The 16,604-nt window shown below is 40.4% G+C and carries 18 protein-coding genes; 11 read left to right on the top strand and 7 right to left on the bottom strand.

Features of this window, described 5'->3' with window-relative positions; all coding sequences use genetic code 11:
* Window positions 1-41 precede the first annotated feature (41 nt).
* Window positions 42-956 (bottom strand): MurR/RpiR family transcriptional regulator, encoded by a 915-nt coding sequence (locus tag L4C54_RS23075; RefSeq protein WP_428809950.1) that lies wholly within the window; start codon window positions 954-956, stop codon window positions 42-44.
* A 235-nt stretch (window positions 957-1,191) separates the two neighbouring features.
* On the opposite strand from L4C54_RS23075, the gene L4C54_RS23070 reads away from it, so the two are divergent.
* From L4C54_RS23070 to L4C54_RS23045, 6 genes are all read left to right on the top strand, one after another.
* Window positions 1,192-2,082 (top strand): dihydrodipicolinate synthase family protein, encoded by an 891-nt coding sequence (locus tag L4C54_RS23070; protein ID WP_428809949.1) that lies wholly within the window; start codon window positions 1,192-1,194, stop codon window positions 2,080-2,082.
* A 424-nt stretch (window positions 2,083-2,506) separates the two neighbouring features.
* On the top strand, window positions 2,507-3,472 hold the full coding sequence (locus L4C54_RS23065) for a sialic acid TRAP transporter substrate-binding protein SiaP (RefSeq protein ID WP_428809948.1): 966 nt from the start codon (window positions 2,507-2,509) through the stop codon (window positions 3,470-3,472).
* 42 nt (window positions 3,473-3,514) lie between these two features.
* On the top strand, window positions 3,515-4,018 hold the full coding sequence (locus L4C54_RS23060) for a TRAP transporter small permease (RefSeq protein ID WP_428809947.1): 504 nt from the start codon (window positions 3,515-3,517) through the stop codon (window positions 4,016-4,018).
* Window positions 4,019-4,030: 12 nt separating this feature from the next.
* The gene (locus L4C54_RS23055; protein WP_428809946.1) at window positions 4,031-5,314 is read left to right on the top strand and encodes a TRAP transporter large permease; all 1,284 of its coding nucleotides are present in this window, start codon (window positions 4,031-4,033) and stop codon (window positions 5,312-5,314) included.
* 184 nt (window positions 5,315-5,498) lie between these two features.
* Entirely contained in the window at window positions 5,499-6,266 is a 768-nt protein-coding gene (locus L4C54_RS23050; protein WP_428809945.1) for a sulfite exporter TauE/SafE family protein, read from the top strand.
* Window positions 6,267-6,603: 337 nt separating this feature from the next.
* Window positions 6,604-7,281: a LuxR C-terminal-related transcriptional regulator gene (locus L4C54_RS23045; protein ID WP_428809944.1), complete on the top strand. Its 678-nt coding sequence runs from the start codon at window positions 6,604-6,606 to the stop codon at window positions 7,279-7,281.
* Window positions 7,282-7,376: 95 nt separating this feature from the next.
* Here L4C54_RS23045 and L4C54_RS23040 read toward each other — a convergent pair whose 3' ends face one another.
* Genes L4C54_RS23040 through L4C54_RS23030 form a run of 3 tightly spaced genes read right to left on the bottom strand, consistent with a single transcriptional unit; the run spans window position 7,377 to window position 9,136 of the window.
* Window positions 7,377-8,213: a CsgG/HfaB family protein gene (locus L4C54_RS23040; RefSeq protein ID WP_428803469.1), complete on the bottom strand. Its 837-nt coding sequence runs from the start codon at window positions 8,211-8,213 to the stop codon at window positions 7,377-7,379.
* Window positions 8,214-8,231: 18 nt separating this feature from the next.
* Window positions 8,232-8,636, bottom strand: coding sequence for a curli assembly protein CsgF (locus L4C54_RS23035; RefSeq protein ID WP_428809943.1), 405 nt, complete (start codon window positions 8,634-8,636; stop codon window positions 8,232-8,234).
* A gap of 14 nt (window positions 8,637-8,650) precedes the next feature.
* Window positions 8,651-9,136, bottom strand: a complete 486-nt coding sequence (locus tag L4C54_RS23030; protein ID WP_428809942.1) for a curli production assembly/transport protein CsgE — start codon at window positions 9,134-9,136, stop codon at window positions 8,651-8,653.
* A 400-nt stretch (window positions 9,137-9,536) separates the two neighbouring features.
* Between L4C54_RS23030 and L4C54_RS23025 the strand changes: the two genes are divergently transcribed.
* The 3 genes from L4C54_RS23025 (at window position 9,537) to L4C54_RS23015 (ending at window position 11,708) form a co-directional block, all read left to right on the top strand.
* Entirely contained in the window at window positions 9,537-10,112 is a 576-nt protein-coding gene (locus tag L4C54_RS23025) for a hypothetical protein (RefSeq protein ID WP_428809941.1), read from the top strand.
* Window positions 10,113-10,156: 44 nt separating this feature from the next.
* On the top strand, window positions 10,157-11,371 hold the full coding sequence (locus tag L4C54_RS23020) for a right-handed parallel beta-helix repeat-containing protein (RefSeq protein ID WP_428809940.1): 1,215 nt from the start codon (window positions 10,157-10,159) through the stop codon (window positions 11,369-11,371).
* Window positions 11,372-11,453: 82 nt separating this feature from the next.
* Window positions 11,454-11,708, top strand: coding sequence for a cupredoxin domain-containing protein (locus L4C54_RS23015; protein WP_428809939.1), 255 nt, complete (start codon window positions 11,454-11,456; stop codon window positions 11,706-11,708).
* Window positions 11,709-11,799: 91 nt separating this feature from the next.
* On the opposite strand, the gene nadE is transcribed toward L4C54_RS23015, so the two are convergent.
* Window positions 11,800-12,630, bottom strand: a complete 831-nt coding sequence (nadE, locus tag L4C54_RS23010; RefSeq protein ID WP_428809938.1) for an NAD(+) synthase — start codon at window positions 12,628-12,630, stop codon at window positions 11,800-11,802.
* Window positions 12,631-12,763: 133 nt separating this feature from the next.
* Here nadE and L4C54_RS23005 point away from each other — a divergent pair, with 133 nt between their 5' ends.
* Together L4C54_RS23005 and L4C54_RS23000 are read left to right on the top strand one after the other, a co-directional pair.
* On the top strand, window positions 12,764-13,276 hold the full coding sequence (locus tag L4C54_RS23005) for a nicotinate-nicotinamide nucleotide adenylyltransferase (RefSeq protein WP_428809937.1): 513 nt from the start codon (window positions 12,764-12,766) through the stop codon (window positions 13,274-13,276).
* A gap of 37 nt (window positions 13,277-13,313) precedes the next feature.
* Complete coding sequence (locus tag L4C54_RS23000; RefSeq protein WP_428809936.1) at window positions 13,314-13,814, top strand: hypothetical protein; 501 nt, start codon at window positions 13,314-13,316, stop codon at window positions 13,812-13,814.
* Window positions 13,815-13,921: 107 nt separating this feature from the next.
* Here L4C54_RS23000 and L4C54_RS22995 read toward each other — a convergent pair whose 3' ends face one another.
* Window positions 13,922-15,199: a cytosine deaminase gene (locus tag L4C54_RS22995; protein ID WP_428809935.1), complete on the bottom strand. Its 1,278-nt coding sequence runs from the start codon at window positions 15,197-15,199 to the stop codon at window positions 13,922-13,924.
* Between the two features lie 9 nt (window positions 15,200-15,208).
* A complete protein-coding gene (gene codB / locus L4C54_RS22990; protein ID WP_428803459.1) occupies window positions 15,209-16,450 on the bottom strand; it encodes a cytosine permease in 1,242 nt (413 codons plus the stop codon).
* Between the last annotated feature and the right edge of the window lie 154 nt (window positions 16,451-16,604).

Below are 16,604 nucleotides of genomic sequence, written 5' to 3'. Positions count from 1 at the left end.
GATTAACTGGCTTTCGTCGATTTGGAACAAAGATAAAGCTGCTAACCTAGAGCTTCTGTCGTTTTAAGCTTGATGTCATGGGTTCCAGACATGTCTTTTTGTACTAATAGCGCATACATCAGATCAAGCACAAATAACTGTGAGATTTTTGTCCCAATGGAATCACCTTGCAACTGCCCTTGGCGGTTCCCATTGACTAAAACACTATCAGCATATTTAGTAATAGCGGACCGAGGGTTATGAGTGATTGCAATCGTTGTGGCACCATTCTCTTTTGCCAGTTTCAGTGACTTGGTTGTCTCAACCGAATCTCCCGAGTGGCTTATACCAATCGCAACATCTCCTGGCTGTAACAGTGATGCTTTGATGTACATAAAGTGGTTGTTTATATAGGCATCTACATTTAAGCCGATGCGCATAAACTTGTACTTAGCACTTTCCGCAGAAATACCGGAAGAGCCTACGCCAAAGAAATATATGGCTTTGCCATTTTTTACCTGTTCAGCAGCCTTAGCCAATTGTGAGAAGTTCAATAAGTTAAGAGTTTCAGACAGCACTTGGTCAATGGAGGATTGCAGCTTTCTACCAATGATTTCTGCACTATCTTCTTCAGTAACGTCGGTATCCAATATTGTCGGCTCTGCAGCTTGTGTTGTAGATACTTCAATAGCGAGTTGCAATTTAAAATCTTGATAACCACTAAAGCCTAACGTTCGACAAAAGCGGATGATAGTTGCATCGCCAGCATTAACCTCAATAGACAGCTCAGCGATAGATAGCGTGCTGATTTTATCAGGATTGGATGCGACATAGTCTGCAATACGCTTTGATGATGGTGTGAGGCTATTATAAAGGCTGCCCATAGTATCAATGATATTGCCTGCTCGAATTTGTGGCATATTGAATTTACTCGACGTTGAACGTTGGTTATATGCATTCTCACACAATAAGATCATGATTTGAAGTTAAGCTCCATAATTATTTCTCATAACTAAGTCCTGTTTGAATAATCGATTCAGGATGTTCATGCATACATGAATTCATACCGATGTCACATTTTTGCTCTACGACATGACAGTTTTTATTGAATAGTGAAACTTCACTCCATAATATAGTGTTACTCCATTTGATATTGGCTTTATGAAGTTAATCTTCATCAATAAATGTACACTTGTACAGACTGAGGCAAGCATGAAAAAACTAACGGGTCTAATTGCAGCACCACACACTCCATTTAGTACGGATAATAAGGTTAACTTTGAAGAGATTGATAAGATTGCCTCTCACCTTATTCAAGATGGCGTAAAAGGCATCTATATTTGCGGAACGACAGGTGAGGGCATTCATTGTAGCGTTGAGGAACGAAAACTAATTGCAGAACGTTGGGTGACGGCGACTCAAGGGAAGCTTGATATCATTGTTCATACAGGTGCTCTTAGCATTGTAGATACACTAGAGCTGACTAAACACGCAGACACACTTGATATCCTAGCAACATCGGCTATTGGCCCATGTTTTTTCAAGCCGGGCAGCGTCAATGAACTGGTCGAATACTGTGCTACCGTAGCCGCCGCAGCCCCTTCAAAAGGTTTCTACTATTACCATTCAGGTATGTCTGGCGTAAACGTCAATATGGAAGAGTTCTTAATTGCTGCAGATAAACGCATTCCTAACTTATCTGGCCTTAAGTTTAATAGTGGTGACTTGTACGAATATCAACGTTGTTTACGTGCATGCGATGGTAAATTTGATATTCCATGGGGCGTTGATGAGTTTCTACCCGGTGCGTTAGCGGTAGGTGCAAAGAGTGCGGTAGGTAGCACTTATAACTATGCAGCGAAACACTTCAATTCAATCATTGAGGCATTTGAAGCAGGCCAGCATGATATCGTCATCAGCAAAATGGATAATGTCATTGCACTTATTCGTGTGTTGGTAGAATTTGGTGGTGTCTCTGCGGGGAAAGCAGCCATGGCATTACATGATATCAACGCCGGTGATGCGCGATTACCGCTATTACCTTTAACTCAAGAACAGAAAGATACGGTTATTAATAAAATGCGTTCTGCTGAATTCATTTAATTAAATTAGTAACCTAGTTAACCCTTAGGTATTTATTAATTAAATGCCCCCTATTGCTATGTAATTAATAGATTGGCTATTTTGTCCAGGTCTTCTTGATTAAATTCAAGAAGGCCTTTTTTAATGGTTCGATAAACTATTGTATTTTTATCTCTTCATGTTGATCTGTGTTTTTTCTTTATTTTACATGCACTTAAATTTGTGTCTCTGGGTCTTTCTTTTGATTTGCATATATACAAGGAAGATATGAGATATCGAATTTATATAAATTGTTGCTTATGATCACAGATTGATTCATTAAGGTTTGAAATAAAACTCCAATAAGAGAGAATGTAAATGAAGGATTTCTTTACCCTGTTCTTAAAAGTGATATTTAATATAAATTAGCCATGATGAGCTAATAAAATGAAACAGAAGGATTGTTATGAAAAACTTAAATAAAATGACCATCGCACTCATGGTTGCAGGTCTTTCGCTATCTGCTCATGCTACGACAACACTTAAAATGGGCATGCAAGCTTCAGTAGGTTCTGTCGAGTATACATCTGCGAAATACTTGGCTGACACACTAGAAGAGATAAGTGGCGGGGACATTAAGGTCTCTATTTACCCTGGCGCACAGTTGGGTGATGACCGTGCAATGCTACAGCAACTCTCGATGGGTGACCTAGATATCACTTATGCTGAATTTGCTCGTGTAGGCTTGTGGATCCCACGTGCAGAAGCGGTTGGTCTGCCATATGTCGTCAAAGACTTTGAGCATATTCGTCGAATCTTTGATTCTTCATTTGGTGAAGATATTAAACAAGAGATGCTCACCAAGTTTAATTGGCGTGCTCTAGACACTTGGTATAACGGTACACGTCAAACGACCTCGAATCGCCCACTTAATACGATTGATGACTTTGAAGGGCTTAAGCTTCGCGTTCCAAACGCAAAACCTAATCTAAACTACGCGAAACTTTCTGGCGCATCTCCAACGCCAATGGCCTTTTCTGAAGTGTATTTAGCACTGCAAACGAATGCAGTTGACGGGCAAGAGAACCCTCTTCCTACTATCAAGACGATGAAGTTCTTTGAAGTTCAGGAAAACCTAGCGTTAACCAATCATATTGTAAATGACCAAATGGTGCTGTTCTCTAATACAACTTGGGAAACGCTATCAGATAAGCAGCGTAGCCTTGTGCAACAAGCCGTAGAGAAGGCAGGTAACGCTCATACTCAGTCTGTTAAAAAGCAAGAAGCAGAGTTGGTGTCGTTCTTTGAAAAAAATGGTGTCACGGTAACTCAGCCAGACTTAGGTCCATTTAGAGATGCGATGAAGCCACTTTATAAAGAGTTTGATGAGAAATTGGGACAACCAGTGATAAATAAACTGGCTTCAATGTAGTAGTCGATTAGGCTGGCCTTTGGGTCAGCCTAGGAGTTTAAGATGTTACGTAAAATATTTGACTCGATAGAAGAGATCATCACTGTCCCGTTAATGGCTGCGTTACTTGTCGTACTAACGTGGCAAATCGTTACTCGATGGCTATTTAACGCTCCTTCATTATGGAGCGAAGAGTTAGCGAGAGTACTTTTCATGTACATGGTATTGATTGGCGGGGCACTAGCCATCAAAACCGAATCCCATGTAAACATAACTTTTTTCTCAGATATGTTACCTAGGAAAGTTCGTCTAGCTTTGGTACTTACTCTGGAACTAGCCGTTCTAATTTCAATATTTGCCATCATTTACCTTGGTTACCAACACGTTCAGCGCACCGCGTTTTTCGAACTGATTACGCTTGGAGTTTCAGCGAGTTGGCTCAATTACAGTTTACCTGTTGGTGGTGTCTTTATGGTTCTTCGTCAGACCCAGAAACTCATTGGTATTGTCAAAGAGTTTAAGGTTGTCGAGCAAACACAAGACATTAATTCAACTCACGCAGCTTAAAGGTATTATCTCATGGTTGGTTCAATATTTGGCTGGTTGGCGCTGCTCTTTGCAGGCATGCCAGTTGGCTTCTCTCTTATTTTCGTCGCGTTACTTTTTTTAGTTTTAACGGGCAGTACGGGAATTAACTTTGCTGCTCAGCAAATGGTCGATGGCCTTAATAATTTCACTTTACTGGCAGTCCCTTTCTTTGTATTAACCGGGCACCTGATGAACAGTGCTGGTATTACAGAGCGTATTTTTAACTTTGCTAAATCCATGGTGGGGCACATTACCGGTAGTCTTGGTCATGTGAATATTATGGCAAGCTTGCTCTTTTCTGGCATGTCAGGCTCTGCGTTAGCGGATGCTGGTGGCCTTGGGCAGCTTGAAATTAAGTCGATGCGTGATGCAGGTTATGATGATGATTTTGCAGGCGGGCTTACGGCGGCATCTTGTATTATTGGTCCACTCGTTCCTCCATCGGTTCCTTTAGTCATCTACGGTGTTGTGTCTGGTACATCAATTGGTGCACTCTTTTTAGCGGGTGCAGTACCCGGTATCATGTGCTGCATAGCATTGATGTTGATGAGTTACTATATCTGTAAAAAACGCGGTTATATGACATTACCCCGTGCGACACGCAGAGAGCAATTTAAGTCATTTAAAGAAGCGTTTTTATCATTGCTAACGCCGATCATCATTATTGGTGGTATTTTCTCAGGTAAATTTACACCGACTGAAGCAGCGGTTGTTTCATCGCTATATGCACTGTTCTTAGGCACGCTGGTTTACAAGCAATTAACGCTATCAAGTTTCGTTGGCATCTTAAAAGAAACTGTAAATACAACGGCGGTGGTTGGTTTGATGGTTATGGGTGTGACCGTCTTTGGTTGGATTGTTGCGAGAGCACAATTGCCACAAATGCTTGCTGATTTCTTCTTAACAATCAGTGATAACCCGTTGGTACTGCTGCTTCTGATAAACTTACTGTTGCTATTCCTTGGCACATTCATTGAGTCTTTAGCACTGCTACTGTTATTGGTTCCTTTCTTGGTGCCAGTTGCGACTGCTATGGGGATTGATCCTGTTCACTTTGGTGTCATGGCAATCTTGAATCTAATGATTGGTATTCTTACTCCTCCAATGGGTATGGCGCTATATGTGGTTTCGAAAGTAGGTAACATTCCTTTCCATACATTAACGAAGGGTGTGATCCCACTTCTCATCCCACTGTTTGTTGTTCTAATATTGGTTGCAGTATTCCCTCAGTTTACTCTATTGCTACCACAGTTAGTTCTTGGGTATGGTGGTTAGTCGTATTGAATACACTGAACTTCAGATCCTTTTAAACTGACAGTAAAAAGATCCCGATACGGGGTCTTTTTGTTTTAGGTCGAAACGAATAATAGATCAATGATGTGTAAGAGGAAGGTTACATTTTATACTAATACGTGTATCTTCAAGAACTTGAGTATGTGGCCTTAAACAAGGAGTGTTAATGGCGATCGAGTGGATAGTACTGTTCTCTGCAGGTGTATTTGGTGGAATATTAAATTCTGTAGCTGGTGGGGGGAGCTTTATTACTTTTCCTACCTTACTTGCGTTTGGTGTCCCGCCTGTTGCCGCCAATGCGACCAATACTTTTGCTGTCAGTGCCGGCTATTTGAGCGGTGCCTACGGTTTCCGTCATGAGTTTTCTAATGATAAGAATCTAATGAAAATTGTTTTGCTTAGCTCGTTAGGCGGAATTATTGGTGCTCTATTACTATTAAGTATCCTAGACAGTACATTTCTAGTCTCGATCCCTTGGCTATTGGCTTTTGCCACGTTCTTATTCATTTTTGGCCAACGTCTTCAACAAACTATCCTTAGCGTTATGCCAAAGGGGCGTAGTCTTGGTCGTATGGCTTCAATCTCTTTAGCTCTGCTTTTGTTATTGGTGTCTGCTTATGGGGGCTTTTTTAACGCAGGTTTAGGCGTTGTTGCGTTGAGTTATCTTGTACTTGCTGGCTATCAAAATATTCACCAAATGAACGGGCTAAAACTTGTCATATCTTCGTGCGTCTCAATGTCAGCCATTGTGATATTTATCTATGAAGATATGATTGATTGGCAGCGCGGTGGGGTGGTGTTAATTGGTTCACTGGTCGGTGGTTATGTTGCCGCTAGGGTATCTAGGCAGATACCTGCGATCTATATTCGAAACTTTGTGGCTCTCTCAAGCTGTGCTATTACCTTGTATTTCTTTGTAAATACGTATGGGTAATTAGATGTGAGGTTTTTAACGGTCTTACTCAAGGTAGGGTCGTTGAAAGAATAATATGACTGTTTGTAAATCCTATGACTGAGCTTTGGATGGAGAACTCTTAAACTTTAGTATTAACCTCAATATTATTCTATTAATAAAAATAATTATATCAATCTTAAGAATGAGAACTGTTCGTAACTGATTGAAATGTAATGCATGCTAATCGGTAGAGTTTCTAGTGATAAAGAACTTAGATCTCCGTTACTTGACATTTGTTCTCACTATTTTAAATTTGACGTTATTCTCTGTAGAGAGAATAAGTTGTCTATGAAGTACATAATAAATCAGTGGCGTTATGAAAAATATTAAAAAAGTCTATGAGACTATTACACTCATAACTGAGAATAGTCTTCAATCTTCATTATTGAAAGACGCTTTAGAAAAGTTACTCGATACGGATATCGATGTTATTTCCATTAACACCTTATCTGAGTCTCTTTTTTTGAAAGGGCGTCATGTAAGCGAGCTCGTTATCATTGATATGAGCGTCTGCACTAAAGATAAAATTGAAATATACGGTACATGCCGAGAGAACTACTTTCCAAACAGTGTTGAAGCATTAATTAACTGTGATAAGTCTTGCCAGTATTCTGACCTTGTGCACTGGACCAATCTGGTGGGGGTTTTTTATAACATTGATGACATTAATCTACTGGCCCAGGGCTTAGATAAAATCTTACACGGGGAGTTATGGTTAAGTCGCAAGCTAGCACAGGAATACATTCTTCACTATAGAAAAAGTGCAAGTTTCAAGACCAGTAATTCATACAGCAAGCTAACCAAAAGAGAGCAGCAAATTATAAAACTATTGGGTAATGGCGATACCAATGTAGAAATTGCTGACAAGCTATTTGTTAGTGAAAATACGGTTAAAACGCATTTACATAATGTGTTCAAAAAAATAAACGTGAAAAATAGGCTTCAAGCACTAATTTGGGCGAGAGAAAATATAGGCTTCGAAGAGTTTGTTTAAATTGGTTGTTCTAAACCAAAAAATCCCTTAATTCAATTAAGGGATTTTTTATTTGTATTTATCCGTCTCATAGTCAGGAAATGACAACGAATCATCTACAAAATATGGTGCTTCTCTTGTGCATATTTTTCAATGATTGGACTATTTAACTCTTCGAGATTGGCCGGCTGCCACATCCCTCGTTCTATCCCTTCTATGACTAAGTGAATAACCGACGCATCAATAGCAGACATCACCGCTACATTAACAGGCTCATTATTAGTATAGCCCGCCTCAACCTCTAATAGATCTTTATAATCGACAAATCGAAATACATCGCCAGTGACTTGCATAGACAAGATTGTTTTGCTGGTTGTGACACTTAGTAGGATTTGTCCAGTACGAACATCGACAACTCGTAAATTCACGGTAACCATGTCACTTCGATACTCTGTCGCCCCTCCTATACCTAAATAACGGGCGCCAAAGCCACCTGTTTTTACGTTAGAATCGTAGGCAACAATACCGCCCTCGATTACGACATTCGCAGAACTTAGAGAGGGAAGGTCGGCACCGTGATTAGAGACGGACTGATCTTTTTTCTGAGCGGCCCTGATGATTTTTCTTTCTGTTAGTAGATTCTGAAGCCCTTCACGTTCTAGAGGAGTAAACCAACTTGAATCCAGAAGCGAAGTTGTTAGAAGTGCTGTACCGCCTTGTGGAACCGCGGTTGAGAAGTTACTGTTTGGTGAGGGTTTGTATTGCCCTGTTTGATCTCTGAAATCATAGACAGAAACTAGAATTCGGCCTTTGGGTTTTGGTAAAGCAATAAGATCGGAGTAAGTTGCCCCACGTGGCATAAGGCGAGGGGCCTCATCTGCCTCTGGTACACTTAATGAATTAGAACACCCTGCTAAAATTAACAATGTGACTAATAAAACTAGTCTGTTCATCGTACTTCCTTGTATTACTTATAAGTCAGGGTTTAGTCCACTGACATTAATTTTTGTGGACTCACCCGTTTCATTATCAATGATAATAACGGCAAGTCCGGATCCTTCTTCTTGCACATTTAAAGTGAAGGCTTCGGTCACTAGGTTCCCCGTTGTGTTCCCGGTCCCTATATCTGCCAATAACTGGCTTATTAGTCGAGATTCCAAACTAGATGCGAGTCGGTCGATTGCTGACTCTTCTTCGAACGCACTACTACTTACAGGTGCTTTATAATCGTTGATCGCGTTGGCCACACCTAATAGGTGAGAGCTGTTTCCCGAGTAGCCACCGAAACTAGGATTATTCGGTGTGTAAATCATCTCGGACGCGTTTACGAAAGGCGTGAAATATAGGAGTAAACTTATTGCAATTTTGGTTTTCATTCTTGCCTCTACACTTAAAATTCATCGTGTTCCAGATCAAAAGTATCTTGAAACAACCTCTCGGCTTGCCATCGTATGATATAGTCACTGACAGCATTCACAGCCTCATCAGCTTTTTCCTGAGCTTGTCTACGCCCTGGTGATAGTGCTGCTCTGTAAATCGGTTTTCTAGAGTGATAAACCCCCACGATGCTTCCAGAAAGCGCCGTTGGTCTTTCTCGCACCTCGAAGTTTTCGTTCAAATTTTCGTATCTATCATTTAATTTTTGAGAGAAGAAAAAGTAGAAATCTTCGCCGAGCCTTGTCATGGTTCTGTCTACAATAAGCCCTGATACTTCATCGAAGTTCTGAAACGTACTTTTTTTATCTTCTAACATTTGGCTATTTTCTAAAGGGGTACTCTGTTCTAAGTTCTTACTAGGGACACTATTACTTGCTTGCGCCATAAAACTAATAAAAGTAGTACAGAGTGCTAATGTCATTACTACTTTGTTTGTCATGCTGGCCACCAAATAATCATGTATAAAAACAGCCTTAGATATTTTTTATTCAAGGTGAAGATACTAATTATATATTTGTTTTTTATCAATCAAGAAAGCGCCATATTACCTGTTCATTATTTTATTCTTATTTATGAGACGGTCAGGGTAGGGTCAAATATAATAAAGAACAATAAGATTAGTTTCCAATTGAAAAATTAACGCTGTATATAAACTTTAGTGCTAATTTTCAATTTTTATTCTAACGCATTATATTCAATGTGCATTTGGTTATTCAATCAAAAGAAAATCATTTATCCCTGAGATTCAATGCAAAGTTTATTGTTGATTGCTTCCCAAAATCTAATAATGATTGCCGTTCATTGGGAGCGCAGTAACGTTACGGAGTAGGGAGTAAGTGATGAAGTTAAATTCAGTGAAGGTTGTCTCTCTTGCTTTAACTGCCGCTTTGCTTTTGTCTGGGGTTGTATCAGCAGCACCTAATTACACAACAGATAGCTTCAGTGACTTAGACCTAGATGGTTTTTCTGAACTTGATGTTGCATATAACAATTATGCAGAAGTAAGTCTAAACAATACACATAATAGTCAGGTTGTAGTTAGACAAACACAAACTGGTTTTTCAAGTAATAAAGCTAAAGTGTCGATGAAAAATGCATCAGGAAGTGAAGTATTTTTGAATCAGATAGGGTCGGGCAACGTTGCGGTGATTGAGCAAAGAAATGGTGCAAACGAAGCTATCCTGACTCAAGTTGGACATAGGCATGAGGCATACATAATCCAAGAAGGTGATTTCAATCAAGCTGACATAAGTCAACTTGGACTTCCTGGGAATGTTAATTTGACGCAGTCAAATGGTGGTAATTATACAAAAATTGTCGATTTCGGTGGTTCTGACTACAGCATAAATCAGTCAGGCGATACGACATTTGTAATTGAAAGCAGTATGAGAAGAAACATCAGTATTGAGCAGTAACTGAATACTAAACATTAGAGAATTAGGATAAAAGGACGTTTATTATGAAAAAACAACTAGCGATTGCTATCTCAGTAGCATTAGTATCTGGCAGTGCATTAGCATCTTCTGGCAATGAAGCTGTAATTGATGATCTTAGTGGTTATGTGAATTCTGAATATGTGGATAATCAAGCCGATGTTAAATTATCTGGTACCAAAGATAACACGGTAAAGGTTTCGCAAACTAGTACTTCGCCTTACGGGCTGGACGGCAATACAGCAGTTGTTGATGTCAAGGGTGGTGAGGACAACACAGTTGTGATCGACCAGGCAAGCTCTTTAAATCAAGGCTTTGTGAAAATGGAAGGCGACGTTGACGATAACTACATTGATCTGCAGCAGAAAGGTGAAAGTGATGATGCTCAGGTTAAAGTGTTGGGTGATTCTGATCGTAACCGAGTTAATATCAAGCAACACGGGACATCTGATGTTGCGAATAATGCTGCGGTCGTAGGGTTGACAGAAGCAGATGATAACAGAGTGAGTATCACTCAAGGCCAAAGTAATAATGCCGAAGTTGGGATATCTAATTCAGATCACAATAAAGTAACAATAGCTCAGACTTTAAGTAACGAAGGTGATTGGGGTGGCGCTTACGTTGATTTAAGTAATGATTCAGATCATAACACAGTAACAATCACTCAAGCAGAGTGGAACCTGACTGAACTAAATATGGATAACTCCAAAAGAAACGGTGTAACCGTTACACAAACATACGGTGACGAAGCATATATAGACTTAGTTGGCTCTGATGACAATAGAATAACTGTTGTCCAGAATTCCGATTATAAATATAACAAAACTGATATCGACTTGGGTGACTCTGACCGAAACGTAATCAGTGTTGTGCAAAACAAAAATAACTATTCGGGTGATAATGGAGCGTTCGTAACTCTTAATAATTCTGATGATAATAACATTAAGGTGACGCAAGCTCGTAGAGACAGTGCAGATATAGACTTGCTAAATTCTGATGATAACCGAATTGTTGTAAACCAGAAAACAGATAATACCGCAATCGTTGATCTAGCTGACTCAGACGATAACTTAATTAAAGTTCTTCAAAACTCTGACCATTCCGGTGCGACTGTTAATCTAGTAGACTCTAGCCATAATGATGTACGTGGTGGTATCTATATTGAGCAAACATCTCAAGACTGGGCGAATGTTAGCTTAGTGGGCTCTGATTATAACTCTATTAGTATAGTTCAAAGATAAGTTAACACGTATGTTAACCCTTAGAAAAGCGGTGCTCTGCACCGCTTTATTTGTCTCAATAACAGCGTCAGGAAGTATATCTATGATTGAGCATAGAGGCCTTTCTATTGCGTGCAGCGAGCAAGACTCTTTTATTCGACTTCTCTTTACCATGAGCGACCAATCCGGAAAAATACAATTGCATTCTAGTTCTGGTAACCGAATGTCTAGCACGGTTAGTAAAGGTTCTACCGTAAATTACAGCATGAATAAACAACAGTTTCCCGTTAACGTTATCTACGATGCAGATGGAAGAAAAACTGAGTTTATGATTGACCAAGATTGTATAGTTGAATAAAAACCTTGCTGATAACAGCAAGGTTTTTTTGAATCGATACTTAGTAAATACTAACCATATATGATGATTAGCACTTCCCTTCACTATCTACCTAGCCGTAAATAGTCGGAATCGGCAGACGCTTATGTTGTGTCACTGTGTAGATGTGAACCAAACGCTCAGAAGCTTCTTTGCTCACCTCTTTACCTTCTAAAAAGTCATCAATTTGATCGTAGGTCAGCCCTAGCGCAGCTTCATCGGCTTTTTGTGGGTCAAGCTCTTCCAAGTCTGCTGTAGGTACTTTTTTTACTAGCAACTCAGGTGCGCCTAACGTATCCGCTAGTTCACGAACTTGGCGTTTATTTAATCCAAATAGCGGCGCTAAATCACAAGCACCATCACCAAATTTGGTGTAGAAGCCAGTGATATTCTCTGCTGAGTGGTCAGTGCCTAATACTAAGCCGCCAACATAACCTGCAATTTCATATTGAGCGACCATACGCGCACGTGCTTTTACGTTGCCTTTTACAAAGTCGATCTTAGCTTGATCTTGTGGAAGTAACCCCGTGCCTTCTAAAGCGGTATGAGTTGCAGCATGAACGCCATCAACACCTTGCTTTATATTGACTGAAACAGACTGAGTTGGCTTGATAAAAGATAACGCGAGTTGTGCTTCATCTTCATCTTTTTGCTCATCATACGGTAATCTAACGGCAATGAACTGGTAGTCATTACTTGGTGACTGCTCATTAAGTTCATCGATAGCGAGTTGGGCTAAGCGACCGCAAGTTGTTGAATCCACACCGCCACTAATACCCAGTACCAGTGACTTACAGCCAGACTGCTGTAGCTTGGTTTTTATAAAATCAACGCGACGTGTGATCTCAAATTGTGGGTCAATCGACGGGAGCACGCGCATTTCATCACGAATTATCTGTTCCATTAGTGTACCTATCCTGCAAGCAATAAAAATCAAATTGTTATTAACCTGAATTCAGGTTATTTAGTATTATCATACCTTAAACATTGAGTTAGAAAACCGAGAAAAGAGTTTTCATTAAAGGATAGGAAATAAAATGAGCAAAATAGCCGTATTTGGTAGTGCATTTAACCCACCAAGCATAGGGCATAAAAGTGTGATTGAGTCGCTTGGGCATTTTGATCAGGTATTGCTTATTCCTAGTATCTCTCATGCTTGGGGCAAAGAGATGCTAGATTATAAAATTCGATGCCAGCTCGTTGATGCGTTTATTGAGGATCTATCGGGAGTGAACGTTCAGCGAAGTTTGGTTGAAGAAGCATTATTAAAGCCTTCTCAATCGGTCACGACTTTTTCCGTTCTTGAAGCTCTTGAAAAACAGAACCCGAATAGCGAACTTACGTTTGTCGTTGGCCCTGATAACTTATTAAGTTTTAGTCAGTTTTATAAAGCGGATGACATTTTACAACGATGGAATTTGTTGGCTTGCCCTGAAAAAGTAAAAATTCGAAGTACCGATATACGTACGAAACTTGCTCACGCTTCCAGTATTGAAGGATTAACCACACAAAAAGTGGCTAAATTATTGAAAGAATTATCAGTATATTAGAAAATACATAACAGAATGATGTGTCTGGAACGAGTGAATGAACCTCAAGAAAGCAGTAGTGTCATTGCTGTTCATTTCTCCTTTTGGAGTGAATGCATGTGACCTTTTTGATAAGCAGTTGTATCCCCAGCAAGGTGTTGATTCTGTTGTTTTAACGAGTAATAGTGGCGTATGTTTATCAATGGATGATACGTTGGAGTATGCGACAAGGCCTTGGTTTGCGATTATGCAATGGCTTGGCGATGAGCCTTCGACATCAGAATCCTATTGGGATGATTGGGTCTTAAAATCAGAGTCTGATCCATTATTAACTCAAAGTATTGCCTCTAATTATTTTGGTTTTGGTGTCTGGATGCCACCAGAGCTAGAAGACAAAATTAATGATATGAGTACCGAGGAGTGGTTAATGAGTCACGGCCTACAGTTAAGTGTTGGCTTTGGTGATAAAAATTCAGGACAGCCACGAATGCGTTTTGATTATCGATGGCATGATAAGTATGAAGGCGATGTGATGATGCAGGTGGAAGTTCCGTTTTAAATCGGTTCTTTGCTAGTTAACGGCTAAAGGATATTGATACAGAAAAGGGAAATGACGTTACTAGTAGTAAACATCATTTCCCTTTTTTTGATCCTAAAGATCAGTCATTAACGCTTAAACGTAACCTGTTCAGTTTGCTCAAGATTAATCGTTGTTTCCGCAGGTTTTGTTTCTGCGATAACTTTACCGTGACGAATTGAGTAACGCACAGGAACTTGGCGACGAACCGCATCGAAGCCATTTTCCGCTGGTAGAATAAGCAAGTTACCCGGCTTTCCTTCTTCAATACCATAGTTATCTTGAATATTGAGCGTACGTGCTGAGTTTGTGCTGATCAAATCTAGCGAGTTGTTGATCTGATCGTAACCCATTACCTGACACACATGCAGTCCCATATGCAAAACTTGAAGCATGTTCGCTGTACCTAGTGGGTACCAAGGGTCAAAGACATCATCGTGACCAAAACAGACATTAATGTCAGCGGCTAGCATCTCTTTAACACGAGTTACTCCACGGCGTTTTGGGTAATCATCAAAACGACCTTGCAGGTGAATGTTCACGAGCGGGTTTGCGACGAAGTTAATGCCAGACATTTTTAATAGACGGAACAAACGAGAAGCATAAGCACCGTTATATGATCCCATCGCTGTTGTATGACTCGCCGTTACCTTGTCACCCATCTCAAACTTGTGTGCCAGTGCCGCTAAAGTCTCTACGAAACGTGATTGTTCATCATCAATCTCATCACAGTGAACATCGATTAAACGATCATACTTTCTAGCCAATTCAAATACATAATGCAGTGACTCAACACCGTACTCGCGAGTAAACTCGAAATGTGGGATTGCACCAATGACATCAGCACCAAGTTGAACTGCTTCTTCTAATAACTCCTTACCATTTGGATAAGAAAGAATACCTTCTTGAGGAAACGCGACGATTTGAATATCAACCCACTGTTTCATCTCTTCGCGTACTTCAACCATTGCTTTAAGAGCAACAAGCGTTGGATCTGAAACATCAACGTGTGTTCTTACGTGTTGAACACCATTGGCAATCTGCCACTTTAGCGTTTGCTTAGCGCGCGATTTAACATCTTCAATAGAGAGTGTTTTTTTACGCTCAGACCAACGCTCGATACCTTCAAATAACGTACCTGAAATATTCCAACTTGGTTCACCAGCCGTCTGAGTTGTATCAAGATGAATATGAGGTTCACAAAAAGGCGCGACCGCTAGACCACCTTGAGCGTCAAGAGTATCAACCGTCAATGTCGTTGATTCTGCATTATCGAAAATACGGCCAATTTTTCCACTTTCGATAAGAACTTGCTTTAACTCGCCATCATTATTAAGGCGTGCGTTTTTAATCAGTAAGCTTGTCATTATTATTCCTTACGCCACAGACTTTTCAGCAGACGTTTCTTTATTAAGCAAAGCGTTTAATGCTAAGTAGCTCAGTGCGCCACCTAGAACAGCGTTAACAGGAACAACACCTGGGAGGAAGTGGCCTGCTGCAACACCGATTACAACAGCAAGAATACCTGCCCAGTTGATTGTTTTAAACTCGGTTTCTGCAAAGTTTTTGTAACGCTTACGGTTGATGATGAAGTCGGTGATGATTACGCCGCCAATGGGTGGTATAGCAAGGGAAAGGAACGTTAGCCAGCCAACAAAGTTGTTGTAAAGCCACAGTGCGCACAAAGTACCGATAACACCATTTATCATTGAAAGGTATTTGCTTGATAGCCCGGTAATATTTGAAAATCCAAGGCCTGATGCATAAAGTGCATTATCGTTAGTCGTCCAAATATTTAGGCCCAATACGATAATTGCTGGGATTAATAACCCTTGTGCAATCATAACCTCAGAGATATCAGATTGACCTGTCGCGGCAGCGCCTGCTGCGCCAAAGATAAACATTAAAGAGTTACCAATAAAGAAAGCAATCATTGTAATTAGGACCGCACTTGCTGGCTTTTTACCAAAACGTACAAAATCAGCAGTTAAAGTGCCTGCACTGATAAACGAACCGACAACCATGGCGAGTGCAATAGAGAAGTCGATAGGCTGTTCTGGTTGAACTTTTTGTAGTTCGGCAACCCCCCCCACACTATCAACTGCTTGAAAAACAGAGAAGCCACCTAAAAGTGCAATCGCAGGAACCGCAATCGCAGACAACACCATCAAAGCTGAGATGCCAAAATAGACCGTTGCGGTCATTAGCAGGCCAGAGACAATGATCAGTGTGTTGGTATCAATTCCTGTTGCTTTATGTACAGGGATTGAAAACATCGCCACCCCGACGCCAAACCAGCCAACCTGCGTGCCGCCAAGGAGTGCGGAAGGTAACCAAGAGCCTTTTGAACCAAAAGAGAAGCGAGCGAGAAGGTGAGTAGAAAGGCCGGTTGAAGCACCGATGTAACCTAGAGCTGAGGTGTATAGACCAAGAATAAGGTTACCAACAAGGACAGCGAGGAAGAAGTCATTAAACGACAACCCTGTACCTAATGAGCCTCCGGTCCACATACTTGCAGAGAAAAAAGTAAGCCCGAGCATTACCATGGTAAGGGACAAAACCCCTTTTCTAGCCGATGATGGAACCGGCCCGAGACTGTAGTTATTATCAGCAGACATCTTTTTCTCCACAACAATTAATAGTAAAAACAATAGCCAAATTGCAGGCAAACGCGAGGATTATGATGCGAAAAATCTACGAGTCAATAGGCTATTTGTGATAAAACCGTTTACGTAAAATAGTAATGTGTATTTTATCAATAAAATCAGATAA

Source organism: Vibrio lamellibrachiae (assembly GCF_050337265.1).
GTDB classification, from domain to species: domain Bacteria; phylum Pseudomonadota; class Gammaproteobacteria; order Enterobacterales; family Vibrionaceae; genus Vibrio; species Vibrio kyushuensis.
This window is presented reverse-complemented; position numbering and strand designations above follow the sequence as displayed.

What these genes read in the sequence shown, in the direction of transcription:
- L4C54_RS23075 (WP_428809950.1), bottom strand. Translation starts at nt 956, where the DNA reads ATGATCTTATTGTGTGAGAATGCATATAACCAACGTTCAACGTCGAGT.
- L4C54_RS23070 (WP_428809949.1), top strand. Translation starts at nt 1,192, where the DNA reads ATGAAAAAACTAACGGGTCTAATTGCAGCACCACACACTCCATTTAGT.
- L4C54_RS23065 (WP_428809948.1), top strand. Translation starts at nt 2,507, where the DNA reads ATGAAAAACTTAAATAAAATGACCATCGCACTCATGGTTGCAGGTCTT.
- L4C54_RS23060 (WP_428809947.1), top strand. Translation starts at nt 3,515, where the DNA reads ATGTTACGTAAAATATTTGACTCGATAGAAGAGATCATCACTGTCCCG.
- L4C54_RS23055 (WP_428809946.1), top strand. Translation starts at nt 4,031, where the DNA reads ATGGTTGGTTCAATATTTGGCTGGTTGGCGCTGCTCTTTGCAGGCATG.
- L4C54_RS23050 (WP_428809945.1), top strand. Translation starts at nt 5,499, where the DNA reads ATGGCGATCGAGTGGATAGTACTGTTCTCTGCAGGTGTATTTGGTGGA.
- L4C54_RS23045 (WP_428809944.1), top strand. Translation starts at nt 6,604, where the DNA reads ATGAAAAATATTAAAAAAGTCTATGAGACTATTACACTCATAACTGAG.
- L4C54_RS23040 (WP_428803469.1), bottom strand. Translation starts at nt 8,213, where the DNA reads ATGAACAGACTAGTTTTATTAGTCACATTGTTAATTTTAGCAGGGTGT.
- L4C54_RS23035 (WP_428809943.1), bottom strand. Translation starts at nt 8,636, where the DNA reads ATGAAAACCAAAATTGCAATAAGTTTACTCCTATATTTCACGCCTTTC.
- L4C54_RS23030 (WP_428809942.1), bottom strand. Translation starts at nt 9,136, where the DNA reads ATGACAAACAAAGTAGTAATGACATTAGCACTCTGTACTACTTTTATT.
- L4C54_RS23025 (WP_428809941.1), top strand. Translation starts at nt 9,537, where the DNA reads ATGAAGTTAAATTCAGTGAAGGTTGTCTCTCTTGCTTTAACTGCCGCT.
- L4C54_RS23020 (WP_428809940.1), top strand. Translation starts at nt 10,157, where the DNA reads ATGAAAAAACAACTAGCGATTGCTATCTCAGTAGCATTAGTATCTGGC.
- L4C54_RS23015 (WP_428809939.1), top strand. Translation starts at nt 11,454, where the DNA reads ATGATTGAGCATAGAGGCCTTTCTATTGCGTGCAGCGAGCAAGACTCT.
- nadE (WP_428809938.1), bottom strand. Translation starts at nt 12,630, where the DNA reads ATGGAACAGATAATTCGTGATGAAATGCGCGTGCTCCCGTCGATTGAC.
- L4C54_RS23005 (WP_428809937.1), top strand. Translation starts at nt 12,764, where the DNA reads ATGAGCAAAATAGCCGTATTTGGTAGTGCATTTAACCCACCAAGCATA.
- L4C54_RS23000 (WP_428809936.1), top strand. Translation starts at nt 13,314, where the DNA reads ATGAACCTCAAGAAAGCAGTAGTGTCATTGCTGTTCATTTCTCCTTTT.
- L4C54_RS22995 (WP_428809935.1), bottom strand. Translation starts at nt 15,199, where the DNA reads ATGACAAGCTTACTGATTAAAAACGCACGCCTTAATAATGATGGCGAG.
- codB (WP_428803459.1), bottom strand. Translation starts at nt 16,450, where the DNA reads ATGTCTGCTGATAATAACTACAGTCTCGGGCCGGTTCCATCATCGGCT.